General features: G+C 46.4%; 14 protein-coding genes. 3 read left to right on the top strand and 11 right to left on the bottom strand.

The window, feature by feature from the left end; genetic code table 11:
• Positions 1 to 1,273: 1,273 nt before the first annotated feature.
• The 3 genes from HMPREF2955_RS01365 to HMPREF2955_RS01350 all read right to left on the bottom strand — a co-directional run bounded on the left by HMPREF2955_RS01365 (position 1,274) and on the right by HMPREF2955_RS01350 (position 9,988).
• Positions 1,274 to 4,672: a leucine-rich repeat domain-containing protein gene (locus tag HMPREF2955_RS01365; RefSeq protein WP_371326378.1), complete on the bottom strand. Its 3,399-nt coding sequence runs from the start codon at positions 4,670 to 4,672 to the stop codon at positions 1,274 to 1,276.
• A gap of 1,732 nt (positions 4,673 to 6,404) precedes the next feature.
• Entirely contained in the window at positions 6,405 to 6,608 is a 204-nt protein-coding gene (locus HMPREF2955_RS01355; RefSeq protein WP_070720168.1) for a hypothetical protein, read from the bottom strand.
• 11 nt (positions 6,609 to 6,619) lie between these two features.
• Positions 6,620 to 9,988: a leucine-rich repeat domain-containing protein gene (locus HMPREF2955_RS01350; protein WP_083317592.1), complete on the bottom strand. Its 3,369-nt coding sequence runs from the start codon at positions 9,986 to 9,988 to the stop codon at positions 6,620 to 6,622.
• 1,779 nt (positions 9,989 to 11,767) lie between these two features.
• Between HMPREF2955_RS01350 and dgt the strand changes: the two genes are divergently transcribed.
• Positions 11,768 to 13,105, top strand: coding sequence for a dGTP triphosphohydrolase (gene dgt / locus HMPREF2955_RS01340; protein WP_070720162.1), 1,338 nt, complete (start codon positions 11,768 to 11,770; stop codon positions 13,103 to 13,105).
• Between the two features lie 106 nt (positions 13,106 to 13,211).
• Here the strand turns inward: dgt and HMPREF2955_RS01335 are convergent, their stop codons facing one another.
• Complete coding sequence (locus HMPREF2955_RS01335; RefSeq protein ID WP_070720160.1) at positions 13,212 to 14,123, bottom strand: ComEA family DNA-binding protein; 912 nt, start codon at positions 14,121 to 14,123, stop codon at positions 13,212 to 13,214.
• A 77-nt stretch (positions 14,124 to 14,200) separates the two neighbouring features.
• Positions 14,201 to 15,562, bottom strand: a complete 1,362-nt coding sequence (locus HMPREF2955_RS01330; RefSeq protein ID WP_070720158.1) for a sodium-dependent transporter — start codon at positions 15,560 to 15,562, stop codon at positions 14,201 to 14,203.
• A gap of 184 nt (positions 15,563 to 15,746) precedes the next feature.
• Between HMPREF2955_RS01330 and HMPREF2955_RS01325 the strand changes: the two genes are divergently transcribed.
• Positions 15,747 to 16,172, top strand: coding sequence for a VanZ family protein (locus HMPREF2955_RS01325; RefSeq protein WP_070720156.1), 426 nt, complete (start codon positions 15,747 to 15,749; stop codon positions 16,170 to 16,172).
• Here HMPREF2955_RS01325 and HMPREF2955_RS01320 read toward each other — a convergent pair.
• The 5 genes from HMPREF2955_RS01320 to HMPREF2955_RS01305 form a co-directional block, all read right to left on the bottom strand.
• Positions 16,123 to 16,623, bottom strand: coding sequence for a CYTH domain-containing protein (locus HMPREF2955_RS01320; RefSeq protein ID WP_070720154.1), 501 nt, complete (start codon positions 16,621 to 16,623; stop codon positions 16,123 to 16,125). The two genes, HMPREF2955_RS01325 and HMPREF2955_RS01320, sit on opposite strands and share 50 nt — an antisense overlap.
• A 96-nt stretch (positions 16,624 to 16,719) precedes the next feature.
• Complete coding sequence (locus HMPREF2955_RS16085) at positions 16,720 to 16,857, bottom strand: hypothetical protein (RefSeq protein WP_168166856.1); 138 nt, start codon at positions 16,855 to 16,857, stop codon at positions 16,720 to 16,722.
• A gap of 502 nt (positions 16,858 to 17,359) precedes the next feature.
• Entirely contained in the window at positions 17,360 to 18,478 is a 1,119-nt protein-coding gene (gene prfB, locus HMPREF2955_RS01315) for a peptide chain release factor 2 (protein WP_070720173.1), read from the bottom strand.
• Positions 18,479 to 18,650: 172 nt separating this feature from the next.
• Positions 18,651 to 20,459, bottom strand: a complete 1,809-nt coding sequence (locus HMPREF2955_RS01310) for an AMP-dependent synthetase/ligase (protein ID WP_070720153.1) — start codon at positions 20,457 to 20,459, stop codon at positions 18,651 to 18,653.
• A gap of 153 nt (positions 20,460 to 20,612) precedes the next feature.
• On the bottom strand, positions 20,613 to 21,824 hold the full coding sequence (locus HMPREF2955_RS01305) for an ROK family transcriptional regulator (protein WP_044260035.1): 1,212 nt from the start codon (positions 21,822 to 21,824) through the stop codon (positions 20,613 to 20,615).
• A gap of 218 nt (positions 21,825 to 22,042) precedes the next feature.
• Here HMPREF2955_RS01305 and HMPREF2955_RS01300 point away from each other — a divergent pair, with 218 nt between their 5' ends.
• Positions 22,043 to 22,552: a hypothetical protein gene (locus tag HMPREF2955_RS01300; protein WP_070720150.1), complete on the top strand. Its 510-nt coding sequence runs from the start codon at positions 22,043 to 22,045 to the stop codon at positions 22,550 to 22,552.
• Positions 22,553 to 23,026: 474 nt separating this feature from the next.
• Here the strand turns inward: HMPREF2955_RS01300 and HMPREF2955_RS01295 are convergent, their stop codons facing one another.
• Positions 23,027 to 23,377 carry a hypothetical protein gene (locus HMPREF2955_RS01295; protein WP_009231670.1) on the bottom strand — a complete coding sequence of 117 codons (351 nt, stop codon included), beginning with the start codon at positions 23,375 to 23,377 and terminating at the stop codon, positions 23,027 to 23,029.
• Positions 23,378 to 24,529 lie beyond the last annotated feature (1,152 nt).

Genomic DNA, 24,529 nt, shown 5'->3' with positions numbered 1-24,529 from the left:
GAATTTGTGAGTTGATGTCTTCGGGAGTTGTTGGACTTTTGTGAGTTTATAAGCCAGTGAGTTGGTTTGTCAAGCACTTCTCTCAATTTATAGAAACATTAAAAGTCAAGACGACTTTAAAGATAATAAACTCCTCTCAATTTGTCGAGATTTAAAAAGTCTAGATGACTTCAATTGTTAAATTTAAATTTCAATCGGTCGTTAGTCTGCTTATCAATTCTTTTAGGCTGTTTCCATCTCCTCCAATAGCAAATGTAACGAAAGTCGTTTTTTACCAGAGAGCATGAACCCAAATTGGACATTAAGGAACACATCTTTCTTTTTTGCTGGAAAAACACAGTATGCTTGCAAATGGTTCGTTCTCCATTAACGTCTTTGTCGATTACGGGAGGCGTCTCATTACACTTTACTTTCAACCCCAACCAGTTCATTAAACCGTTTATCAAACATTTTAAGTTATTCCCATCGCTGCCTGTTCATCTTTCGTTTGCTTGTGGGCATATTGTCTGTCTTATCCTCTTAAAAGTAGCCCGTTACGCCTTCAAAAGAATAAGCCGACAAGATGCCGGCAAGCAAACAAAATCTGCGCTGGCTCGAACGACTGATTTGGGACAAATGACTGGTTTGGGATTAATCATTTGCACCCATATAGCAATTTCTCCGACAAGATGAAAGTGTTTTTTCTAATGGCCAATTTGACATAAACAATTCACGCTGGCTGTTACTCCTGATGAGGAACGTTGCGTCCATGCTACGCGGTAGCTAACGAATAACGTTCTTCTCTTACACCTTAGACATGTTCAACACATGGTAGCCTTATTTCATAACTCGTATGGTTTAGTCCCTCAAAATCGAACATTTTAGCGGTGTACCGCTGCCACAAAAGGAGAATAGGGGAGTGTTACTCTCCCCTATTCGATCAACCATAAATATTCATTTAACCATGAAACTTATCGCCCTTCCTATTTCAAACGAAGTGATTCGATCGCCCATAAAATTTCGTTTACTCATGAACAATCTATCTTTTTATGAAGGTTTGGCACGAAAAAGAGCCTTCGTAGCCTAATACCCCCAAGTGGGTTCGTAGCCCTGTTGCTTAATTAGTTCGTCTTCGTTTTCATCGAAGAAATCAGAACCTTTTCCATCTATGGGCTTGCCAGGATCATACTCTCCGCCAACTCAGGGGCCGGCAATAATCATCAGCTGTTCTATGGGCAAAAACATGTTCTCGTCTCTGGACCTTTTGTATGTTTTCTTCTCCATAGCCTTGTCTTTACTTGACAAGCACTTTCCTGCCATTATGTACATATACGCCCTTTTGCGGATTGCTCACGCGCTGCCCGTTCAGGTTATAATAAACGTTGTTGGCTTTCATTTCCTCACTCGTGGTGACGTTTTCGATGTTGGTGGTCTCGTCATCGTCAAAGCATGGTTTCAACTCCTTGGATGGTGCAGCCCCAGAAGGTAGAGTCAGATATGCCTTATGTACGGGGAAGTTGAGAATAGGTGCTGTTGCCTTTTTAAATACACCCTTTTGCAATACATAAATGGGAGAAGTTGTACTGGCGTCTACTTTTTTTGAATTCACCTCTATGCCATTCATGACATTGTCCGTGATGTGATAAGTAACGTTGTCTTTCTCACCGATGGTGTAATACAACAGACCGCCGGTGCTATTTTTCGAGCCAAGAATCTTCAACAGTACGCCTGTGTTTGCTGGCACGTATGTGTAGGAATCACTAACGCCTCCATGCTGGTCGATGCTTTTCATTCTTATGTGTTGCGGTGTGTTTCCACCATAATCCCCTGATCCATTCAATAGCCTACCATAGACGAATGCAGCTACATTCACCCCTCCATTAGAGGCACAGTCGCCAAAGTCAACATCGAACTCACGGGCGAAAGTCACGTATTTAGTTTCAATCTGTGTGTCCTTTATCTTATAGTCTATCTGTGATGTGAAATTAAAGGGACTTAACCCCTCTCTCTTCTTGGTGTCGTTATAGACTGTCTTGGTCCATTCTGCTTTATACTTGTCGTATGCCGACTTCTTAACATATATCTTCGTGTCGGGGTCGAACTCGTTATAGTTTTTCCCAGTGGCATCAAGTTCGAAACGCGTAGTGCCGAGCATCTCCTTGGTTGGTTCGCTTTCAATGAAGAACACGCTCTGTATTTTACTGTTGTTCTTTACGAAAGCCTTAGCCCCAATATACTTTACGTTCTGCTTAACCACAACTTCCTTTATGCTGTTGGGAGCATTCTCGAAGGCGTAGTCGCCAATGAGGCTCACTTCGTACTTCTTACTCCCATTGCTGATTTCAGTGGGTAAGATAAAGGTATGATCGTTGCGGGTTGTGCTGAGCAAGTCTACGGCATTCTCAGATACGGCTATATACTCCTCCGTCCCAGCTTGGAACGAACTGTTTATCGAGGCGAACTTTTGATAGAAGGGATCGCTTTGATATGCGCTCAACTTGTCTTTACGCACGTTAATCTTGATCTTCCCCATCTTCTTTTGTCCTGGTTTGTCTACATCAAAAGATTCTTCATTCTGCTCTTGATTGATGTTCATAGGGCTGATGATCTGATCGCAAAGGAATGTTATGGTGTTAAGGTTGTCGCAAAGACCAAATGCGCGCTTTCCGATAGACATAACCTTGTTGGGTACGGTGACATTTTCCAGTTTCTTGCAATCGTAAAATGCATATTCACCAATGGCGGTGATGGATGGTGGCAGAGGTGTAAACTTACTGTTGGCCTTGCCGGGAGGGAATATCATCAGCGTATTCTTGCTTTTCGATAGTAAGTATCCGTCAACGCTAGAATATACGCTATTATCCTTGTCGACGTTTATTGCTGTAAGGTTAGAGCAGTATTTAAACGCCTCAGGACTGATATAGGTTGTTGCCTTCGTTATGTCTATCGTCGTGAGAGCCTGACATCTCAAGAAAGCTTCCCTTTCTATCTTCTTCACCTTCTTGGGAACGTTGATACTGGTGATGCCGCAATCGGCAAAGGCCCCTGCGCCTATCTCCACCATATCTGCGTTAGGATCAAACGTAACCGTCTTCATGTTCGTGCAACCGATAAAGGCATTAGACTCGATGGTCTTCACCGACTTGGGTATTTTAAACGACTGAAGATTGCTCAAACCTGCAAACACGTTCCTCTCAATCTTCTCCAAATCACAGTCACCTAAAAAGTTAAACGCTTTAAGTTTGGTGTTCGTGGCGAACGCCTTTATTTTAATGCCTCTCAACTTCGAACCTGCGGGAATGTTGATGGTTTCAAGACCCGTGCAAACATAGAAAATCTCATTTAGGTAGAGCAACGACTTTGGCAGTGTCACTTCCTTCAGTTTGTTACACGACCAAAACGCGTAATATTGGATATCCTCCAATTGTGAGTTCGCGTCAAAGATTATCCTTTCGAGATTTGACATGCCACGAAATGCCATCGCGTTTATGTTCTTTACTTTTGCAGGAATGTGCATCGTAGTTATCCCTTTGACACCTTGAAACGCCTGTCTAGCGATTAGCTCCACTGTCGAGGGTATAGTATAGCTCGCACCAGCTTTGGCGGCGGGGTAGAAATACAGTGTTTTCATATCCTTAGAGAACAGCACTCCGTTTACGGCAACAAAGTCGGCATTTCCTGGGTCTACCTTATATTCCGTCAAATTCGGACATGCCTCGAAACCTCCTTCCATCATGCCATCGCCAGTTTCGTAGGTGAATGGTTTCAGTTTTTTAGGCAAAGTGATGGTGGTGAGCTTGGGGGCATTGTAGATCGCCGATCCTACCAGCCTTGTCACTTCATTAAGACTGATGGATTCGAGAAAGCGACTACTTGATATCGCATAACTTGTAATAGCCTTAATTCCGTTAGGCACCGTATAGTTTTTATCCGCTTTTGCCATTGGGTACACAACGAGTGTCGTATCTCTGAAAAGTACGCCATCGATAGTCTTGTAGTGTGGTGCATCCGATGGAATCTCCATTTCGACGAGTGTGCTAATTGGTGCAATTGTAGGGTAGCCTTCATACGTACCTTCTAAGTTCTTGGGCAAAACAATCTTTGTGAGCCCCTCAATGTTTTGGATGGCCGCTGCGTTGATATACTTCACATCTGAGTTCACGGTATACGTCCCTCCCTTGAGTGGAACATTAGACGGAACGGAAAGGAGCGACCTCTTGCCCGTGGTATAAAGAGCGCCATCCTCATCGTTCTCGAAGTAGGAGTTTGATGGGTCTACGGTGAACTTGGGTGTAGAGAAAAGGGCAATCCATGCACCTGGTTCAATCGTTTTCACCTTTTTAGGAATGTTCATGGTAGATAGCTTAGCCCAGCGGAAAGCGTACATCTTGATAAATTCAATGGTTTCCGGCAATTGCACAGAAGTAATACCAACACTTTTGTAAAGTGGATTAAACTCTACCCCGACAACGGTAAGGACGTATCCCTCATTGTCGGTAATCTTTGCGGACAAAGTCAATGCGCCCGTCTTAGTGGGTTTCGTTCCAAGAAAGGATAAAGTTAGTTTCTCCTCGGAAACCACCTTGTAATAGCAGTCGCCGAATACCACGACTTGATCGTTGGTGTATGAAAAGCCTCTAATCGGCATAGTTACAAACAGCAATACTAAAAATGTAAATCTAAATGTGTTCATGTTCGTGTGTATTTAAGATGTACCATTAATTATCTTCTATTATCTTCGTGAGTCCTAGGTATGTAGAGGGAATGCCCTCCATGCCCCATGGGTAAAGCCTTGGGGACACCAAGCACTTTAATCTCTTATTCTGTCTCTTCGAGAAGAGACAGGTTCCAGATCATTATCATTCTCCCATTTACATTTGTTTCCCATGATATTTTCAACGTAAAACGTATCAATATATATTATAAATCCATCAGGCCATTTGGCGTGTATGGACACGGATTGCAGGTTTCGCCTTCTTACAGGGGGAGGCAAGTCACTGCGCCATCCAACGCAAAACAATATAATTTTACAAGGCGAGCAAATTATATGCGTCACCACTGTCACCTTAAGACGAATCGGCCGATCTTCGGAATTGTTGGATTACAGTCTTTTAGAGGCACTTCTGAGAGTCTACAGCTTTGAATTTGAGTTTTACGACCTAATTCAACAGGGTGTAATGAATCAAAGTCAAGAGGTATACTCTCAATTCGCAAGTTATTTAGACGGGAACCACTTCAATTATCTTGCTTGCGAATATGATGGAGACAAGTACGCGAAACATTTCTAATGTTGGGACCAACCATTTGCAATGATATTTGGACCTCTCTCATATCATGAAAGTCAGATAGGTGCCGTCGCAGTTTTGAAATCTCACCAATTCAAGTGTCAGTTTCTTGGTATAGGAAGTAAGCCGATTGCCAAAGTCACATTGGCAGCTGCAAACCAGAGCCGCCACCACAAGGATTTCGAGATTTTCGTCCTCTACATGATGAAGGAGACTTGCAAGAATCATTCGACCAACTTTCTGGATATTTCAGTAAAGAAATAGGTATTTCACCCAACGACCATTACCTGCACTTCTCTACGTTTCCATATGCAAGATTCAGAAAGACAAAAGGTGGTGTCAAAGCCCATGTATCGTATCACATTGAGGTTCAAATGCGATTTTTCTACGCGGCAACCACTGCATCAAAGCATGGATTCTACGACAATGGTTTCAATTCATTACACCCCAAACGTTTACTAAACACACGACAGGGATTATGAATTCTCCAAGGAACTCTATGGGATACAACATCTAAAAGAGTCCTTTTCTGTAGTCAGAGCCAAGACCAAATTGAAATACAAGATAGTCAGATGGAAAAGCCACACCAAAGAACGTGTTGACCGATGCCAAGGTGAAACTTTCATGCCACCCGCCTAAGGAGAAACACCCACAACCATTTAGGTTTGTAAGACATTATGATGAGGAAAAGAACATGAGTTCACTTTTCTCGCCAAAGCCAAGCAGCTTACAGCTCTTGAAGTTGCATATCTTTACAAGGAAAGATAAGTGGTCGAATTCTTCATCAAATGCCCAAAACAGCATTTCAAAGTCAAGACGTTTGGGGTACGATATAGAATGCCGTCCGTTTCCAGATTGCTGTCGCCATTATAACCCCTTATCTTGTGGCTATGGTCCATCATGATATGAATTTGGAAAGCTCTACCTATGAAGTCTTGCAAATCTCAAGCATGTCCACTAGTGGACAAGGCTCGCTTAACAGCCCCGTTCGATAAGACTAAATTCAACGAAGTCAAAGAACTCGATTGCCACCTCCTTCCGAGATTGTTCGACCAACCATTAACTTTCCCAATTCTAACGAAACGCCGATGACCATTTCTCATGAACGACCTTTTGCATAGTCATGCAAGACACAATCGTCTACCAATAATCGCCAATGTCTTGATCGCTTTCTGGTTCTAAGCTCGTATCTTCCTCGTCTTCGAAACAGTTTGTCCCCTTGCCCTCTATGGGTTTTCCAGGATCGTAGCCGCCACCAACACCAGGACTGGCTACTATCATCAGCTGCTCAATATCCAAGTTCACTAACCCGGCCTGAGGTTTTCTGTATGTTCTCTTTTTCATTACAATGTACTTTATTTAATGATTACCTTCTTGCCTCGATGGATGTAAATGCCTTTCTGCGGATTGTCTACACGTTGTCCGTTAAGGTTATAGTATGCGTCGTCCTCCTTACCGTTCTCGTCGTTTGTTACTCCGCCTATACCAGTAACCGTTTCCCCCTCGTCGGCAGCAATCTCTTCGTCGTCAAATTGTAGTATTAGCTTGGCACCGGCAGGCTTATTCACCTTAAGGTAGGCCTTATGTACGGGGAAATTATTCACGGGTACTGTTACCCTTCTGAACGACCCTCCTTGCATCACATAGTAACGTGCAGAACCAAAGGGCACCACTTTGGTGGCATTAACCGTAACACCTTTCATTACATTATTGGCAATGCTGTACTGCACATCGTCTTTCTCGCCTATAGTGTAATAGAAATCGGCATTAGTGGTACTTTTGTTATCAATAACTTTCAGCAGCACGCCAGTGTTGGCTGGGACGTAGCCGTACGAATCGCTCACACCACCGTTGCAATCGATACTCGTCATACGAATGCGATATGTAGCCGTCCCATAGTCGGGTTTGCCGAACACCACTTTCGAGCCAGACACGAATGCAGCCACGCGCGAACCGTTCTCTGTAACACATTCTTTGAAGTCTACATCAAATTCGCGAGCGAATGTCGCATACTTCGTATTAATCTTCACGTCTTTTATACGATAGTCTATCTGATTTGTGAAATTATAAGGGCTCTGTTCCTCATGCTTTGTAACGGAGTTGTAGCGTGTCTTGGTCCATTCAGCCTTATACTTATTGTATGCCGACTTCTTAACATATATCTTAGTGTCGGGTGCAAACTCATTGTAATTGTCCCCTGTTGCATCTAGATCGAAACGAGTAGTGCTAAGCATTCCCTTAGTGGGGTTACCCTCAATGAAGAACACATTCTTCAAAGTATTTCCAGTAGTCACGAAAGCCTTGGCTCCGATATACTCAACATTCTTCTTCACCACCACCTCTTTTACATTGGGCGAAACATGTTCGAAGGCATAGTCGCCAATAAAACTTACTTCGTATTTTGTGCCCCCATAGTGGAAGTCGGTTGGAAGCACGAAAGTATGGTCGGTGTTCTCGGTGCTGAGCATGGCCGCGGCCTTCTCCGAAACAAGGATATACTCTTCCTTGGAAATAGTGAATGATGGACGTATCAAGGCAAATTTCTTGTAGAAAGGAATGCTTTGATAATCGACAAACTTGTTCTTACGAACGTTAATGGTAATCTTACCCATTTTTTTTGTCGCTCCTTTGTCGGCATCGAATGCCGCATCATTGCCACCTTGACTAATGTTGGCAGCAGGTATTATCTCGTCGCAAAGGAATGTGATGGTGGTAAGATTGTCACAAAAGCCAAACGCACGTTTACCAATATGTTTCACTTTATTGGGTATAGTCACGTTCTTCAGTTTCTTGCAATCGTAGAAAGCATAATCACCAATCTTAATGACGGAAGGAGGTAAGAGCGTGAAACGCTCATTAGCCTTGCCTGGAGGGAATATCATTAGCTCCTGTTTGTTTTTCGACAACAAGTATCCGTCAATGCTTGAATACACTTCGTTGTCCTTATCCACGTTTATGGCGGTAAGTCTGGAACAGTATTTAAATGCCTCCGGGCTGATAGAGGTCGTTGCTTTCGTGATGTTTATTGTGGTAAGGGCCTCGCATTTCAAAAAGGCCTCCCTTTCTATCTCCACCACTTTTTGGGGAATTTTGATGTTGGTTATTCCACAGTCGGCAAAAGCTCCTTCACCTATTTTCTGTATTACAGCATTCGGATCGAAGGTTACGGTTGTTAGATTTTTACATCCAATGAAAGCATTAGCATCAATGTAGGCCACTGACTTGGGAATGCTAAATGCCGTAAGTTCTTTAAGGCCAGCGAACACGTTGGCCCCTATTCTGTTCAGTTGGCACTCGCCCATGAAGTTAAACGCCTTCAATTTCCTATTGGTTGAGAATGCGCCCGAACGGATGGTGGTTAACTTAGAGTTAGCGGGCACATTGATAACCTCTAGGTTTTCACATTCGTAGAACACCGCTCCAAGTGATGTTATACCTTTGGGAAGTGTCACCACGTTCAATTTCGAACATCCTCTGAAAGCTAAATCAGAGATGTAGTTCACTTTAGAATTAGCATCGAAAGTCAATGTTGAGAGGTTACTCAATTGGCGAAATGCACTTGAACCTATTACTATTACGTTTTGCGGAATATGAATGGAGGTGATGAATTGCGCATTTTGAAAGGCATTGTTGCCAATTTGGGTTACACTATTGGGAATAGCATAACTACTTCCCGGCTTACTTGGCGGATAGCAGTACAGTAGCGTTTTATCTGCCGAGAACAAAACACCATTCTCAATAACAAAGTCGGTATTGCCGCTGGCCACATAATAGGTTGAAACCTTTGGGCACGACTCGAAACAACCTTCCATTAGTCCTTGTCCAGGAACTTTGCCATACTTTTTAATGTCTTTGGGGATTGTTATCGAAGTCAATTCCAATGCATTATATATGGCAGAATTACGGAGCGTGGTAACTTGGTTCAGGTCGATACTTCGTAAGTGTCCGTTGTCAGATATGGAATAGGTCGCTAACTTCTTGATACCATTTGGAACTACGTAGTTCTGCGTAGATTTTCCTTGTGGGTACAAAACAAGCTCATCTCCCTTAAACAGCACACCGTCTACAGCCGAAAAAGGAGTGCTACCACCTGGCCTGACCTCAAAAGCTTCAAGTGAGGACGTGGGAGCAATGGTGAACATACCCATATCAATACTCTGCAATCCATTGGGCAACACCACTTTTTTTAGACCGTTGGTTTTAAGAAACGCACCTATGCATATACGTTTAACATTATTGTCTACATTATATACGCCCCCAGCTGACAATTGTACGTCCGAGGGCACTGAATAGAGCTTAGTCTTCCCTTTTGAGTAAAGTGCACCATCGCTACCTGCCTCAAAATGTAGGCTCCCCGATGCAACGGTAAATTTTGGTGCTTTATTTAAACAGCAAAAAGCACTCTCGGAAATATTGGTTACCGATTGGGGGATATGTACTTTGATAAGTGGAGCCCAAAGAACACTAAACGCCCCAATTGTCTTGACCGTCTCTGGAATTGTTAATTCGGTTACTCCATAACAGGCATAACCAGGTTCATACTGCAACTCGGTAATTGTAAACGTAGCATCTTTGCCATCGAAGACACTGTTAGGCAATGTTAATGGACCAGAAGGAAAACCATTAGTGCCTATGAAAGCCAGCGTATGACTAGTGGGAGATAACACCTTGTACCATAATTGGTTAAATGTGACAATTTGACCGCCAGTATAAGCGAAACCCATGATTGGCATTGCTGCAACAAACAACGTCAATAATAAAAGTCGAAAAGTGTTCATGTTCTTGCGATTTAAATGGATTATTAGACCTTTTTTGAAACTTCTACGAATTGTAGCAAACGCACCGCTCATGGCAGCACATTCGAAGTATTGCGTACCTCGAACCCAATCGCGTCTTAGACAAGACCCATTGGGGCGATAGATTCCACCTTCTACACTTATATTTCTTTCTTTTGTGTTTCATGATCTTTCTAAACTTAGTATCAAATGACGAGGCGTACAAATCTCCTAATTCTCCATTAAGAGCTATTGTCGTCTCTAATTCTCCAAATCTTTATTTCATGGCATGCCCATTATTTGCATAGTGGGCATTCTCTTTTGCTTATTGGCCAAACACCGACATAGAAAGCCATCTTAAATCCCAACAAGGATAGCTGAATGGGCAACTGCATTATCGGCATTCGGTTATGTTTTGCAAAGTTAAACGTTTTTACAAACAAAACAAATTTCTTGACGTTATTTTATGTTATAATTCGTTTAGAAGACGGTAGAAAAGCGGTAGTGTTTTCCTGTTTCTCGCAACTATTCTCCTACATTTAACCGCCTTCGCCTATTTTAACATACATCACATAGATTATGTTTATCAACTTAAGCCCCAATCGGCGAGTTAAACCGCTTATCAGACATTTTAAGTTGATTGCATTGTTTCCTGTCTGTCTTCCGTTTGCTTGTCGACACCTTGTCTGCCTTTTCCTCGTACGCTGCCCGCTACGCCGTCAAGAACAAGACGGGCGATACGCTCTACTGTCAAACAAAATCGGCACAGGCGCCAACGATCGGTTTAGGCTAAACCATATTTTGACGATGCCCCTAAAATACACGGTGAAAAAGAGAGGAAACAAAGCAAGAATGAGAGAACAGCCAATAAGCCTCAATCGTGCCAATGGTCTATTGTGGCTTTGGGTGTTTTCAACAGGTAGAAAACTAGCTGTCAAAGGCGGATGTGTTCTACATTTCCACGATGAGGTTTCTGTTGGTCATGAGTGGCATACCCAACAAACGCACGCATTGCCAGTGGTAACAGCAAAAACAAAGTTCCAACGCAAGAGCTGCATATCCTGCAAACGCTCGTATTGCCGGTGATAGGCATACGCGCGATTTCAGAGCCGTTGCCCTTGCACGCGTACATGCGACGAGCCCGCTTGTACAGTTTTCAGTAATTATTTTAACATTTTGGCTGACTTTTTCGCCACCAATCGCCTACCTTCCCGCAAAAAATCGATTCTTGCGGAGGTTTATTTTGGTGCAAAAAGGGGTTAGTTGTACATACAGGCAAAATGAATTTTTATTTAAACCGACCGCCACTAACACCCATTTTTGGTCGATTTGCAGCAAAACACAATGCATTTTGCCGCTAAATGCAGTGCAATATGGTGCAAAACGCAGTGCGTTTTGGTGCTAATTGCAGTGCGTTTTGGTGCAAAACACAAGGTGAAATGGTGCAAAACGCAGTGCAAAATGCCGCTAAACGCAAAACGAAAAACATAAATATCCACAGCAATTGCATAAATAAAACCCTTTATCGCCACCAAAATCATAGCTGAAAAGAGTGAAATAGCAGTTAAAAAGTGGGTTTTTAGGGCCTGAAACATTAAAAAAACGACGTGGATTGTACATTGCAGGAGACGAAATACATGATGCGCGCTATATAAAATATGTGTGGGAATAGTGTGCAAACGAACTTTTTTGTGTAAGTTTGCAAATACAAAATAATGAACAACGACGATGAACTGGCAACGACTGATATCCAACATGCGCCTTGGACAAGAAGGCAAACACCCCGAAAGGCACGACGACCGTTCGGAATTTAAACGCGATTACGACCGATTAATTTTCTCGGCTCCTTTCAGACGACTGCAAAACAAGACGCAAGTGTTCCCGCTGCCGGGCAGCGTATTCGTACACAACCGCCTTACACACAGCCTTGAAGTGGCCTCGGTGGGCATGTCGTTGGGCAACGATGTGGCTCGCGCGCTGGTAAAGCTGCATCCCGAATTGGCCAACACGCTGTTCGAAGAAATCGGCACCATCGTAAGTGCTGCCTGTTTGGCACACGATATGGGTAACCCACCTTTCGGGCATAGTGGCGAAAAGGCCATACAGACGTTCTTTTCAGAAGGTGCAGGGCTGGCGTTGAAAGACAAACTGTCGCCCAAATTCTGGACAGACCTCACCCATTTTGAAGGCAACGCCAATGCCTTCCGCCTGCTTACACACCGCTTTAACGGGCGTCGTGCGGGTGGTTTTGTGATGACTTACACCATGCTATCCAGCATTGTGAAGTATCCCTTCGAAAGTGGCGCATCGGGAAAGAAGAGCAAATTTGGGTTCTTTGCAACGGAATCAGACACCTATTGCAAAATCGCCGATGAATTGGGCGTTATTCGTCTGTCGGCACCCAACGAGCCTTTGCGGTTTGCTCGCCACCCATTGGTGTATCTGGTAGAGGCTGCCGACGACATTTGCTATGAGGTAATGGACATCGAAGACTCGCACAAACTGAAAATTCTCTCGTTTGAAGAGACCGAAAACCTGCTGTTGGGATTCTTCGATGAGCAGGAAAAACAACGCATAAGGAACCGAATTGAGGAAGAGGGCGTTACCGATGTGCACGAGAAGGTGGTGTATATGCGGGCTTGCGTGATTGGCTTGTTGGAACGAAAATGCGTAGATGCCTTCGTTGCCAACGAGCAAAAGTTGCTTGACGGCGCGCTTGAAGGCTGCCTTATCGACCATATCTCGCCCCTGGAACGCGAGGCTTACCGCCGCTGCGAAATGGTTTCGAGACAGAAAATATACAACAGCAAGCCTGTGCTCGACGTGGAGTTGAGCGGTTATAACATTATGGAAACCTTGCTTACGGCATTGGTTAAGGCTGCCGCCGAACCGCAAAGGTACTATTCTAGGCAACTTATTCAGCGGTTTAGCAGCCAATACGACATTAACAGCCCTAGCCTTGAAACGCGCATACAAGCCGTGATAGACTATATTAGCGGCATGACCGACTTGTTTGCGCTAGACGTTTACCAAAAGATTAAGGGCATTTCGCTGCCCATCGTGTAAGGCGTTGCCGTGCGAAAAGCAGTGGCAAGCACATCGGCTATGGTCTATTCGCCTGCGCTTTCGCTTGCCACCACACACGTTTTCGCCCATTTCATCGGCATTATGTTTAAAAGGTGACGTAGGGTTGCAGTCTTCGCACCTTCTCTTCCGAGAAGTCTTTCAGCAGTTTTAGCTGTTCAAGACTTTGCAAGTCGCCATGCAAACGGCGGAAATCCACAATGGCTCGCGCCATATAAAAGTTGATGTACGGATGTCTTTTCAGTTCGTTTAGACTTAGTTTGTTAACGTTAAGACGGTGAATTTTAGCCAATTCATCGGCAGAAATGGCAAAGTAAGTGAGCGACTCAATGGGAAAGTCGTCTATCTCGGCCAACTGTTCGATGCCTGAAAAACCGCCTAGTCTATTGCGATAGTTCACTATTTGCCGGGCAAAATAACTGCCTATGCCGGGCACTTTCTTCAAGTCTGTGGTATCTGCCGTGTTTAAAAACACGTGCATACCGGCCTTCAGCTTCATGGGGTAGCGCAAAGTATCGCGTTGGTGCATGGTGCGCGGGCGTTCAGAGGCGATGAAATCGGCCGCAGGGCGATAGTCGTCAGCAATGCGGATGTAGGGTTCTAGTTGCCGATATTGCTTTAAAGTAAGCCCATACAGTCGGGCAAAGTCTGATGGTTGCCGAAAAACACCGCCTTTGTTTCTATATTTCAGCAAGCTTTTCACCTGCCACGGCTGCAATCCCAAAGCCAAAAGTTGTTCGGGCGGAGCCGTATTGGGGTCGAAGGGCGTTAGGTGAATGGCCATCTGTGTGGGCTCGTCCAAATCCCAATCGCTATCAGAACGGGACGATGAAACCGCCTGTTTTGATGGCTTACGCTGTTGGGCGGTTGGCTTTTCGGCAGTTATTGACAAGCCACTCGACCAGCGAATGGCCACGAAAATCACCACAATGGCCACCAAGAGAAAAAGGATGGCCTTGCGGTCGGACTTTGAAAAGTAGAACAATTCTTTCATTGACATGGTATGTAGGATTAATGGTTTCGGTGAAATGGGGCTATTTTTGAAGTTTTACCATCTGCATGGACGCCCCGTAGGCATCAGAACAGCCCTAGCTGATGTAAGAAAATGGCAAGTATGCACAGCGGACAAATGTAGCGCACACTGAACAGATAGGCACCAAAGAGCGTGGAACGAAGTGTGCCCCAATTGGTGAACTCGTCTTTTACGAGTTTTCGTGGCACAAACCAACCAAGGAATATGCAGGTGAGGAACCCACCCACGGGCAGGAAAATCTGGCCTGTTACGAAGTCGAAGATGTCGAACAGCGTGTGCCCGGCGATGCTCAAACCGCTCATTGCGCCCAACGAAAGCGAACAAAACGCACCTATTGTGAGCGTTCCTGCCGTTACGATGGTGGCAGCCTTCTTACGAGTGATGTGGAATTCTTCGAAGAAGAAGGCGGTGCTTACCTCGTGCAACGAGATGAGCGACGTGAGTGCGGCCAAGCCCAAAAGGGCATAGAACATGAGCGAAAGCACATATCCCACGATGGGAACGCCCGAAAAGGCTTGCTGAAACACGTGGGGAAGGGTGATAAAGATGAGCGACGGGCCGCTATCGGGGCTTACGCCCACCGAGAAAGCGGCGGGAAATATCATCAAACCGGCCAAAATGGCCACCACGCTGTCGATAACGGAAATCTGAACAGCCGATTTCAGCAGGTTGGTTTGCCTACTGAAATACGAGGCGTAGGTGCAAATGCAACCCATTGCGATGCTCAACGAGTAGAACGACTGGCCTAGGGCATCGAGAAAGACATTGGAATTGACCTTAGAAAAGTCGGGATTGAAGAGGAAAGCAATGCCCTTGCCTGCTCCTGGCAGCATGCACGAGGCCACAACGATAACCAACAGCAACACGAAAAGCGTGGGCATGAACAGCTTGGAGGCCTTTTCGATGCCCCCACGCACGCCGTGGATGATTACATAATGGGTAAAAAGCAGGATAGCGGCCGCCCAAAACACAGGCAAAAAGGCACTGGCCGAAAAGTCGGAGAAGTAATTGGCAATGGCCGCATGGTCGCCTTGCAACTGATTTGTGGCCGAGGCGTACATATATTGCAGGCACCAACCCGCCACAACGGCATAATAACCCGTGATGAGAAAGCCTGTTGCCACGCCCAAGAAGCCCACCCAACGCCACGGACTGCCTTTGCCGGCCACCTTGGTATAGGCACGAGCGGTGTTGGATGCACCGTGCCTGCCAATGATAAACTCGCTAACCATGCAAGGAATGCCTAGAAACAGGATGCAGCACATATAGATAAGGATGAACACAGCACCGCCATCGGCACCAGTCATATAAGGAAAACGCCACACATTACCCAGGCCTACGGCCGAACCAGCCGTGGCTAATATCAATCCTAACTTGCTCCCAAATCCTGCTCTACTTTCAGACATAATCGTAACTATTTTGGTTTATCATGGTGCAAATTTACAAAAAACATCTACTTTTGCATAGAAGTTAGCAGCATTATTACATCTCGGCCATACGATTTGGCGACTTTTCGGTGTTTAAAACAGCGATTTCGTACTTTCAGAAGCACATAATGAGCCATTCGTTAGCCAAAAAGACATTAGAGATATGAAACCGACAGGACTGCAAAAAGTGAACTATGGCCGGCACATCATTATGGCCTACCCCTTTGCCACATGCATCATCTTGGTGATATGGGTGATTTGCCTGATGCCCATTCCTGAAACACCCCTGAGCCATCTCACGCTCTTCGACAAGTGGATGCATATAACGATGTATGCCGTTTTGTGCGTGGTGGTGTGGGCAGAGTACCTTCGCAGGCATAGAGAGCTGAACAAAATGCGCCTTTTCATCGGCATTTTTCTAGCTCCCCTGTTGATGGGCGGACTGATTGAGTTGGCACAAGTCACCTGCACGGGCGGTAACCGCAGTGGCGATTGGCTCGACTTTGCCGCCAATAGCATAGGCGTTGTCTTGGGCAACCTTATCGGTATGCTTCTGGTAAGGTGTTTCGCCAAAGGCAAAAAGGATTAGCCAGGAGGTTGGAGTTGTAGAAACGGCGGTCGCCAGTTACTTCTGGCCCGATGAAATGGGGCTTTTCAAAGGCCTCATCCGCACTACCCAACTCAACTTCGGCCAGCAGCAGACCTTCGTTATTACCATAAAATTCGTCGATTTCGAAGGTGTGGGCACCGCTTTTCACCAGAAAACGCCGCTTGTCTACCACTCCGCCGCGACAGAGCAGCAGCAGTTGGTCGGCCTCGTGGGGCGGTATCTCGGTCTCAAACTCGTATCGCGACAAGCCTCCATTCATCGAACGGCCTTTTATTGTAAGGTATGCGCGGTCGTCGCGTTTGCGTATGCGCACCGTAGCTCCCTCGCATGGGATGTAGCCTTGCACGATATGACTGCTCGAAAAAGACGCCTCGCGATAGGCTCCGCCTTTTTCTACCAAGAATTTTCGTTCTATTTCTTGTCCACTCATCTGATTGGCATGTTGTGTTTAGCGGTCTTCACCTGGCTTGCAGCACGTTTCGTAACTACATTTACAAGCAAGGCGAAGACCTGAGATTACGAAAAATCACGAATTCATCGCATAAACCAGCAAGATAAGAGCCAGCAAGGCCAATACGCCCACTAGCCAATAAATCACTTGTTTGGCTTGTTTCTCTTGGCGCGCCTCACGTTGTGCGCGACGCATTTTGCTTTTCTCACTCATAGACTTTTAGTTTTTAGGCTCGCGTTCGGGTAGTTCGACTTGCAGCGCAGCACACGTCCGTTTCTCAATTGAAGATGAATTTGAACCTCGTTTCGGACCTAATGAAATCCGTTTTGGGAGGTTTTTTGTCCACCAGTCATCACTTAGATGGGTCCTTGTGCATTGCTTTAAACGGTTGCTCTACATGCGAGCGGCATTATTAATTAGGTTTTTATATTAGTTGATGGTGTGGCGAGTTGACGGGGTGACGAGTTAACAAGTCGACGGGTTGATGGGTTGACGAGCGAACAAAATGACAAGTTAACGAGTTGAGGAGCTGACGAGTTGACAAGCTGAGGGGGCTGACGAGGCATCGTGGTTTGTTTAGTTTCCCATTACTTCCCTATCGCAACTGGTTAAACCTGCTTACTAAACCAAGCATGTAGCCTAACCCGCCCGTTACTACTTACTCCTTATCACCCACTCCTTACCACTTACAACTTTACTCCTCTCCACGTTTTCCTCATTCCTCTGTCACGGGAAACTCCATCAAGTAGGCCTTAATGAAGTCGTCTATCTTGCCGTCCATCACGCCGTCTACATCAGCCGTTTGGTAATTGGTGCGGTGGTCTTTCACACGGCGGTCGTCGAAAACGTAACTTCTTATCTGACTTCCCCACTCTATTTTCTTCTTTCCGGCCTCAATCTTGGCCTGCGCCTCCAAGCGTTTCTTCATTGCGCGGTCGTACAACTGCGATTTAAGAAGTCGCATGGCGTTGTTTCGGTTCTCCAATTGCTTGCGGCTTTCGGTATTCTCGATGAGTATTTCTTCTTCCTCGCCTGTGTCGGGGTCGGTGTATTGGTAACGCAATCGCACGCCCGTTTCCACCTTATTGACGTTCTGCCCGCCTGCGCCGCCACTTCTAAACAGGTCCCACGACACCTTCGAGGGGTCCACATACACCTCTATGGTGTCGTCTACCAATGGCGAAACGAACACCGAGGCAAAGCTTGTCATGCGTTTTCCCTGCGCATTGTAGGGCGAAACGCGCACCAGTCGGTGCACGCCATTCTCGCTTTTGAGGTAGCCATAGGCGTATTCGCCGCCCTCAATCTCCATCGTTACGCTCTTAATGCCAGCCTCGTCGCCCTCTTGCAAGTTGCTTATCGTAACGCGATGGCCATGCGACTCGGCCCAACGCATGTACATGCGCATCAGCATTTGCGCCCAATCTTGGCTTTCGGTTCCGCCTGCACCCGAGTTTATTTTCAGCACACAGTCCATCGGGTCTTCCTTTTGGCGCAGCATATTCATCAGTTCGAGGTTCTCGACAGCCGTTATCGCCTTGCGATAATCCTCGTCCACCTCGTCTTCCGTCACCATGTCATCGTGGTAGAAGTCGAAAGCAAGCTGCAATTCGTCTGCTGCCTGGCGCACTTCCTTATAGCCCACAATCCATTTTTCAATGCCTTTCACCTTTTTCATCTGCTCTTGTGCCCGTGCGGGGTCGTCCCAGAAGTCGGGAGCTTGCGTTCGTAGTTCCTCCTCTTCAAGTTCCACCCGCTTACGGTCGATGTCCAAGTAGCGGTGTAAAGCATCAGCCCGTTCTTGTATATCTTTAAGTTGGTCTGCTGTAATCATGTTTTGCGTTATTGGTTCCCCATATTGTTCCACACAGTGGCACATAGGCGTGTCTTTGCAGACGAAGAAGGCTAAAATTGCCCATTTCATCGTGCATCGGCAGGCTTGGGGGTGTTCGTTCGTTTCGTTGTACTCCTATTTATATATCAAGTGTGCAATGCCAAAATTGTTTTTACTCCTCGTACATCTTGTCGATAAGTTCCTTATAATTGGCTAGGATAACGGGGCGACGTAGTTTCAGCGTATTGGTTAGTTCGCCATTCTCCATGCTGAAATGGTGAGGAATAAGCGTTATGCGCTTGATTTGCTCGTACGGCGAGAGCTGTTGCACAAGCGTGTGAATGCGGTCGAGCATCATTTGGTGTATCTGACGGTTGGCGCAAAGGTCTTCGCGCGAGTTGAAGTCGATGCCATGAGCGTGCGCATACTCCTCAACAACCCTAAATTCGGGCACCACCAATGCCGAAACAAACTTGCGTTCGTCGGCAACTACGGCCACTTGGTCGATATACTTATCCACCAAGAGCAACGCCTCTATCATCTGCGGAGCGATATACTTGCCGTTCGATGTTTTGTAAAGGTCCTTTATGCGTTCGGTAAGAAACAGCTCGCCGTTCTTGATGTAGCCAGCGTCGCCCGTTCGGAAGAAACCATCCTTATCGAAAATCTTACTGTTAAGAGACTCGCGCTTGTAATATCCCTTGGTGATAGTAGGCCCTTTTAACAGCACTTCGTTGTTCTCGCCAATCTTTATTTGCAGTCCGTTGATAACCCTTCCCACCGAGCCCAGGGTGTAAGGTTTGTCCACACGGTCGCACGAAACCGTGGCAAGGCTCTCCGTTAAGCCATAGCCCACCATCATAAACAAGCCGATGGAATGTACGAACTCTTCCACTTCGGGCGACACTCGCGCGCCGGCCGTGGGAAAGATGTTGGCGTTTTCAAGTCCCAATTGTTTGCGCACAAGGCTCAACACCGTGCGGTTGAGCACCTTATACTCCATGCGCAAGGGCAACGGCGGGCGTTTTCCGCGGCTGAGATAATGCACATTGTGCCGCCTTCCCACCTCCAAAGCATGCTTAAATAGGCGACGTTGCAGCGGCGATGCAGCCTCCATGCGTTCCTTTACGCCGGCATACACCTTCTCCCAGAAACGCGGAACCGACGACATGCACGTGGGATGAGTCTGCCGCATCGAGTCTTGTATGTCGTGCGGGTTGGTATTGATGATGATTTGCGCCCCCTCCGAGAGTGCCAGGTACGCCCACGCACGCTCAAAGATGTGCGTGTATGGCAAGAAACTGATAACCCTATCGGTCTCGCCAACAGGCACGCACTCGTCGTTGGCTTTCAGTGCGGCGTGGTATTGGCTGTAAGTAAGCATCACACCCTTACTGTCGCCCGTTGTTCCGCTGGTGTAAAGAATGTTGCAGAGGTCGTTCTCGTTGGCGTCTTTCCAACGTCTTTCCAACTCGCTTTGCCGTGGCAGGTTCTCGCCCAACTTCAAAAAGTCGTCGAAGTACAAGGCATTGGGGTCGTGGGTGCTGATACGCACATTGCGGTCGAACACCACAATACGTTCCAACGAGTGGCAAAGTGCGAACACGCGGTGCGCCTTATCATATTGCTCTTGTTCGCCTACGAAGATGAAACGCACTTGCGCATCGTTCACAACGAACTGTACCTGTTGCTCGCTACTGGTTGCGTAGAACGGAATTGCAACGGCACGAACGCCATACGCGCCGAAGTCGGTATACAGATATTGCAGGCAATTCTGCGAGAACACGGCGATATTCTCTTGCGGTTTAACGCCAAGGTTTAGGAAGGCATTGCTCACTTGCTTTACGCGCAGTGAGAAATGGTTCCACGACACGGTTCTCCATCCGTCTTCGCCAAAGGGTTTAAACGTTAGTGCGGGTGCGTCGCCATACTTGCGCGCTTGCTCGTGAATGAGCATTGAGAGGTGGCATCTTGTCTGCATACTGGCTATTGATTTGCTTGCAAAGATAATATAAATCTGCCAAAACGATGCGAACAGCAGTCTTTAAATTATGCCATGCGCGCTCACTCTGGCGTTTGCGCCCCGCTTACGGCATAAAGCACCTGCGCAAGATGTGGCTCACCACCTTGGGCATTAGCTAAAATGGAACAGGCTTTTGCGCGCCAAAAGGCAAGCCCCAGTAACGCCGGCTTTGCCTTGCAACTTGGAAAGCACGATGGCCGAGTCGCGATTAACCATGTTGAGCGAGTATTTTCTTACGGCACTCTTCACGGGTTGCAGCACCGAGTCGCCCGTTCGGGCCAGCGAACCGCCAATGATAACCATTTCGGGATTGAGCAAATTGATAAGGCCCGCCAAGTAACGGCCAAGCTTTTGGCCGATATCCTCAACCAGTTCAATGCACAGCAGGTCTTCTTTCAGGGTTGCTTCGATGATGTCGTCGAGGGTAAGCGAGGCCTCGTCTTTCATGATTTGTTCGCTCAGCAGCGTTTGTCGACCTTCCTTCACGCATTGCAGCAGGTTGCGGTGCAAGGCCATGCCCGATATTTCTGTTTCCAGGCAGCCACGTTTTCCGCAGTGGCAGAGAATTTCATTGTCAAAACTGGGGAAGTGCCCCAGTTCGCCCGAGAAGCCCGACTTGCCCATATACAACTCGCCATTAAAGATAAGTCCGCAGCCAAGTCCCCAGCTAAGGTTTATGAAAATGACATCCTTTTCGCCCTTAACCACACCTTTGCTCATTTCTCCATACGTCATCGAGCGCGTGTCGTTGTCGATATACACCCTGCATCCTATCCTTTCAGCCATGAGGTCTACCAAGGGTCGTTCTTCAAAATTAAAGCGGCTGAAACTCTGTCCCATTTCCGGATTCACACGTCCGGGTATGTTCACGCCAACGTTTAGGATGCGTTCTTTGGCTATATCCAGTTGGTCGATAAAGTCTGTAACATAACCGCACAGCTCGTCTAGTCCCTCTTGCGAGTTGCGGTACTCGTAAGGCACGTCCATGTCGAGTTTCACCAGCTCGCCGTTAAAATTCATCAGCCCCAGGTTAAGTCCGTTGCTCATCAGGTCGACGCCAACGAAATAGCCCGACTCTGGCGCCAAACCATAAATCACCGGCGAGCGTCCCTTGCCCGTATCCATCTTACCGCAGTTAACGATATATCCGTCTTCGCACATCTCGGCGATAACTTTGGCGATGGTGGGTACACTTAGGTTTAGTTCTTTAGCCAACTCGGGTATGGTAGACGTGCTGTTGTTCAAGTAATAAGCGATGATGCGTTTGTGCGTCATAGCCGACTTCGTCCCCCTTAACAGGTCATTCAATAACATGGTTGCCATATTCTATACTCTATATTTTTGCGTGATGTGGCATCGTTTGCCACCGTATGCAAACTTACAAAAAATATCCTATACTTCCCTACTAATTAATAAAAAGAAACGCGCCGTTTTACACTTTATAACAAACTTTTTAGCAATGCGCGCCAAATGGAGTGCCGAAACGCACCGGTGTTTGCCCATTTTTGTTTATCTTTGCACACATGAACAGATTTAACACTATGATTAAAAGTATTTTTGCGACAGCGTTCGCACTTCTCATCTCGGCTACGGCATTTGCCGAAAGCAATGCCAGCATTCAGGGTGTAGCCTTCGGAACAAACTACGAAACGGCCCTTAAAGGGATAAAGGGACAATTCGGAACGCCCACATCCATCAACAACAAGCAAATTGAATATCGCGACATGATATTCAAGGGTGTGAAGTTTGAAAAAGTAACGTTTAACTTCCAAACCGACGAACAGGGCAACACGTATTTCAGCGAGGCCCGCTTTACGTCGCGCCCCGTCAACAAGAAAAACGCGTTGAAAGACGTTGAACTGCTTGCCAAGACGATGGATAAGGACTATCCCGGCGTAACCATCGACTGGGAAGACGACGACATGCCCTTTTACAAAGGCGGTTCTTCGCCCGTTGAGAACAACTATCTCTTCACCGTTTGCATCTACCCAGCCGGGAAAGCCTACACCACGGTGCTGCGCTATGGGCCACTGCCCTATGTCAGGAACTGACAAGCCCCACCTCACACTACGTAAAAATAGATTTACTAAATCCGTTTCCATAACGAGCAGGCTGGCTTACGAAGACTGCATGGAGGTTTCTAACTGCCAAATAAACCCTTTTCCACAACCTTGCTGAGGGCAACATCATGGGCGTTGCAACCGAAAATAAGCGTTTACGCAAAACCAATTGGGCAACGCCAGGCGCATTGGGGCGTGGCTTTCACCCTCAACCTCTTGCCTACAAACGCAAGCCAGCATCAAGGCGGGTCCTTTTAAGAAAGGCCTCATTGCACCAAGCATAAGCCAACAAAGCACCTGCGGGCTAAGCCCGAGGTGCGATTAAGGTCTACAAAAGGGAAAGCTTAAAGGGTTGCGACACATTAAGGCACCAGCGCGAGCGTCTTGAATGTAAAAAGAAACGAGGTTGCCACGCCGGGCTTCTGTGTCGCTCCCTTTCTTCAAACAACAGTATGTATCTTCAAATCAGTTGCGGCAGTCAATCATAATCGTGCCGGCATGGCAACGATACACCTGCCTCACTCGTCCGTCGGCGGAGTAATGGGAGGCCAAAGCCTGTCGCAGCTGTTCGTAATCATCGTCGGAGGCCATGCTATCAATCTTCACATTGATGAGTCTTCCCATGGGAAACACCTGGTAAAGGCCGTCGCGCGTGTACTTAATCTTATCCACGCCGCCGAGAAGTCCGTAGCTCTGGTAGTCCGTTTCGAGGCTCGACACGAACTCGTCTGCCAAGCTTAGTACCTCACGATACTTCACCTGCCCGCAGGCCCACAGCTGCAATAACATAAAAACAAACAATACTACCTTCTTCATACAAACATCAGTTTAGATTATTTTATATACATATCAGGTTTCCCGCTTTCAAAGCGGAACATCGAGAGGTATTAGCGACCATAGAAATACGCTCGTTCACAACATGGCATGTATGGAAAAGGAAAGGCGGTTGCCTTACGAAACAGGGCTCCGATGGCTTTGTTACCACGCGAAGTGGCTTGTCTCTTGGCTTTCTTCTCTAATCCTTCGACTGAATAGTTGTTGAACTTGCTATATTCTTCTACTGGTATTTGCGCAACCGCCATTCGCTGGATGGCGGGTGTTGGGGCATTGGCGTGATTCCCCGTCTTGTGGATTTGCGCTTATAAAATACGCGCACCACCTGTGAATCTCTGTTTTTGTTTTCAAAGACTACTAAGTACTTGGCAAAGATAGGCATTTGTAAAATAACTGCCAAACATTTTCTTCATTATTTTTAATATAATGCGAAAAAACTTCTTTACTAAGTACGAAATAAGTATAAATATCGAATAAATACGTCAAAATTTCCCATAAAGTGCTTAACCATCAGCAAGTAGGTGTGACTTTAAAGCCAACTTGTTTCTTTAAATTTCAAGCGGTTCATCAGACCGCCCATCAGATGTTTTAGGCACTCCCCTTCGTTTCGTGTTTGTTCTTCGCTTGCTTGTTGGGCCTATTGCCCACCATTCTGCTGAAGTAACTTGCCGCACCTTCAAGAATAAGACGGACGATAAGCCCAACAATCAAACAAAATTTGCACAGGCCCTAATGAACCGATTGGGGTGGAATGTTTGCGGCAAGGCCTGCTGTTGGCGGACGAAAGGGCAGTAACGATGCTGAAATCTGCGTTCGTTAACACGCGCCCAAATGTTTTTGCCGATAAGCTTGTGCTGTAACGGTTCTGAAATTTGCGTTCATTAATACGTCATCCGATGTAAATTATTCAGCAAGAAATTTAACATTATGAGTGCGATTTTTTCCACCAATCGTCCACCTTGTTGCAAAAAATCGATTCTCGTGAAGGTTAGTTGTGATGCCAACAGGGGTTAGTCAGCGGATGCGGCAAAATGAATTTTTATTTAAAAACGTCTCCATCCGCACCTCTTTTGGGGCTATTTGTTGCTAATTGCAGGGTAAAATGGTGCAAAACGCAGTGCGTTTTGATGCTAA

Origin of the sequence: Prevotella sp. HMSC073D09, assembly GCF_001814145.1 — a bacterium.
GTDB classification, from domain to species: Bacteria; Bacteroidota; Bacteroidia; order Bacteroidales; family Bacteroidaceae; genus Prevotella; species Prevotella conceptionensis.
The sequence above is the reverse complement of the archived record's forward strand: the minus strand, read 5'-3'. Positions and strand labels throughout refer to the sequence as shown.